The organism is Acinetobacter sp. NBRC 100985 (genome assembly GCF_000241225.1).
Lineage (GTDB): Bacteria > Pseudomonadota > Gammaproteobacteria > Pseudomonadales > Moraxellaceae > Acinetobacter > Acinetobacter venetianus.
In genome coordinates this window covers 1-2,466 of the sequence record NZ_BAEB01000050.1, presented here as the reverse complement: position 1 = coordinate 2,466, position 2,466 = coordinate 1, and the positions used below count along the sequence as shown (strand labels likewise).

Sequence of the window (2,466 nt, the reverse complement as noted above, 5' to 3'; positions counted from 1 at the left end):
AGGTAGGAGGATTATTATTCAGAGATAATTTTAGCAGATTCAATCACAACGTTTTCTAAAGGAACATCAGCGTGATAACCACGGTTACCAGTACGAACGCCTTTAATCTCGCCTACAATGTCCATACCTTCAACAACTTTACCAAATACTGCATAACCCCAGCCTTGAGCTGTTTTACCAGTGTGGTTTAAGAAAGAGTTGTTTTTTACGTTAATAAAGAACTGAGCAGAAGCAGAGTGAGGTGCTTGTGTGCGCGCCATTGCGATTGTACCTTCATCGTTGCTTAAGCCATTGTCAGCTTCGTTTTCGATTGAGTCACGCGTTGCTTTTTCTTTAAAGTTTTCATCCATGCCACCGCCTTGGATCATAAAACCATCAATCACACGGTGGAAAATTACGCCGTCATAGAAACCGTCACGTACATATTCTAAGAAATTTGCAACCGTTTTTGGTGCTTTTTCAGCGTTAAGCTCAAGAACAATACGACCTTTGTTGGTATTTAATTCGACTTGAGGAAAACTCATTACATTAATCTCCTAAACATGGTCTTGTGACCATGGGTTTTTGGTTGAGAGAAGCATAAGCAAACTGTAAACTACAAGGCAAGTAAAAAACGTTAAAATCTTTGAGAAAAAGCAAAGATTGCGTTTTTATGTCCTATTTTTAACAGTAAGAAGTGATTTACTCCCTATGAAGCCAAATGATGTTGTTTCAGAACTGCCAAAGAACCCGACACCGAATACCCAAGCCACTGTCGATGCTGAGCAGCAAGAACAACAGGTAGGCTTAGATTTTGTACGTCAAGTCATTACTGATGATTTAAAAGATGGACGTACGCAAAAAGTTGTTACACGTTTCCCTCCTGAGCCAAATGGTTATTTACATATTGGTCATGTAAAAGCAATCTGTTTGAACTTTGGTATTGCTGAGGAATTTGATGGGTTATGTAACTTACGTTTTGACGATACTAACCCAGATGCTGAAGAACAAGAATATGTTGATGGTATCGCCAACGATGTGAAATGGTTAGGTTTTAACTGGAATGGCGAGCCTCGCTATGCCTCAGGTTATTTTGATCAACTGTATGCATGGGCTGTTCAGTTGATTGAACAAGGTGATGCTTATGTTGATTTGCAAACTCCAGAAGAAATTAAGCTGAATCGCGGTAATTTCGTTGAGCCGGGTAAAAACTCACCTTATCGCGATGCTTCTGTTGAAGAGAATCTTGCGCGCTTTGAACAAATGCGTAATGGTGAAATCAAAGAAGGCGGTGCTGTACTACGTGCCAAGATTGATATGGCGAGTCCGAATGTACACATGCGTGACCCGATTCTTTATCGTGTGCTTCATTCAGAACATCACCAAACAGGCGATAAATGGAAAATTTATCCAATGTATGACTATGCTCATCCATTATCTGACGCGATTGAGGGTATTACTCATTCACTCTGTACTTTAGAATTCCAAGACCACCGTCCATTCTATGATTGGATTGTAGAAAAAGTTCATTCTCAGGCTGTACCGCGTCAGTATGAATCTTCTCGTTTAAATGTGGATTATACGATTACCTCTAAACGTAAATTACGTAAACTGGTTGAAGGTAATTATGTACAAGGGTGGGATGACCCACGTATGCCAACTGTCGTTGGGATGCGACGTCGTGGTTTCACACCTGAGGGTTTACGTGATTTCTGTAAGCGTGTTGGCGTATCAAAAACTGATGGTATTGTTGATGTCGCGATGCTTGAGTTCTGTATTCGTCAGTCTTTAGAAAATGCAGCAGCTCGTGGTATGGCGGTGCTTGATCCATTGAAAGTAACGTTAACTAATTTACCAGAAGAATTAGATTTAACGCATAAACGTCATCCGAATGTTGATATGGGCGAGCGTGTTATTCCATTAACACGTGAAATTTATATTGATCGTAAAGATTTTGAAGAAGTACCGCCAAAAGGCTTTAAGCGTTTAATACCAGAAGGTGAGGTGCGTTTACGCCATGCTTATGTGATCAAATGTGATGAAGTGATTAAAGATGCAAGTGGTGAAATCATTGAACTAAAATGTTCAATTGATCCTGAAACTTTAGGTAAAAACCCTGAAGGACGTAAGGTTAAGGGCGTGATTCATTGGGTCTCTGCGAGCAAAGGTGTGCCTGCTGAAGTTCGTATTTATGATCGTTTATTTACTGAAGCTGCGCCAGATGCAGATGATGATTTCTTAGCGCACCTAAATCCTGAATCATTAAAAGTGGTTCAAGCGGTGATTGAACCTGCTTTGGCACAAGCAAAACCAGAAGATCGTTTCCAATTTGAACGTGAAGGTTACTTTGTCGCGGATCAACATGATCACAATCCAGAGAAACCTGTGTTTAATCGTATTTTAGATTTAAAAGATAGTTTTAAAATCGAAAAAAATGATTTTATAAACTTATTTTAAATTATATCTAATTAAAAATAAAAAGACACT

The 2,466-nt window shown here is 39.3% G+C and carries 2 protein-coding genes; one reads left to right on the top strand and one right to left on the bottom strand.

Annotated features, from left to right (window positions below; genetic code table 11):
• Positions 1-14: 14 nt before the first annotated feature.
• The gene (locus tag ACT4_RS15355; RefSeq protein ID WP_004878677.1) at positions 15-524 is read right to left on the bottom strand and encodes a peptidylprolyl isomerase; all 510 of its coding nucleotides are present in this window, start codon (positions 522-524) and stop codon (positions 15-17) included.
• Between the two features lie 166 nt (positions 525-690).
• Here ACT4_RS15355 and ACT4_RS15350 point away from each other — a divergent pair, with 166 nt between their 5' ends.
• On the top strand, positions 691-2,436 hold the full coding sequence (locus ACT4_RS15350) for a glutamine--tRNA ligase/YqeY domain fusion protein (RefSeq protein ID WP_034605346.1): 1,746 nt from the start codon (positions 691-693) through the stop codon (positions 2,434-2,436).
• Positions 2,437-2,466 lie beyond the last annotated feature (30 nt).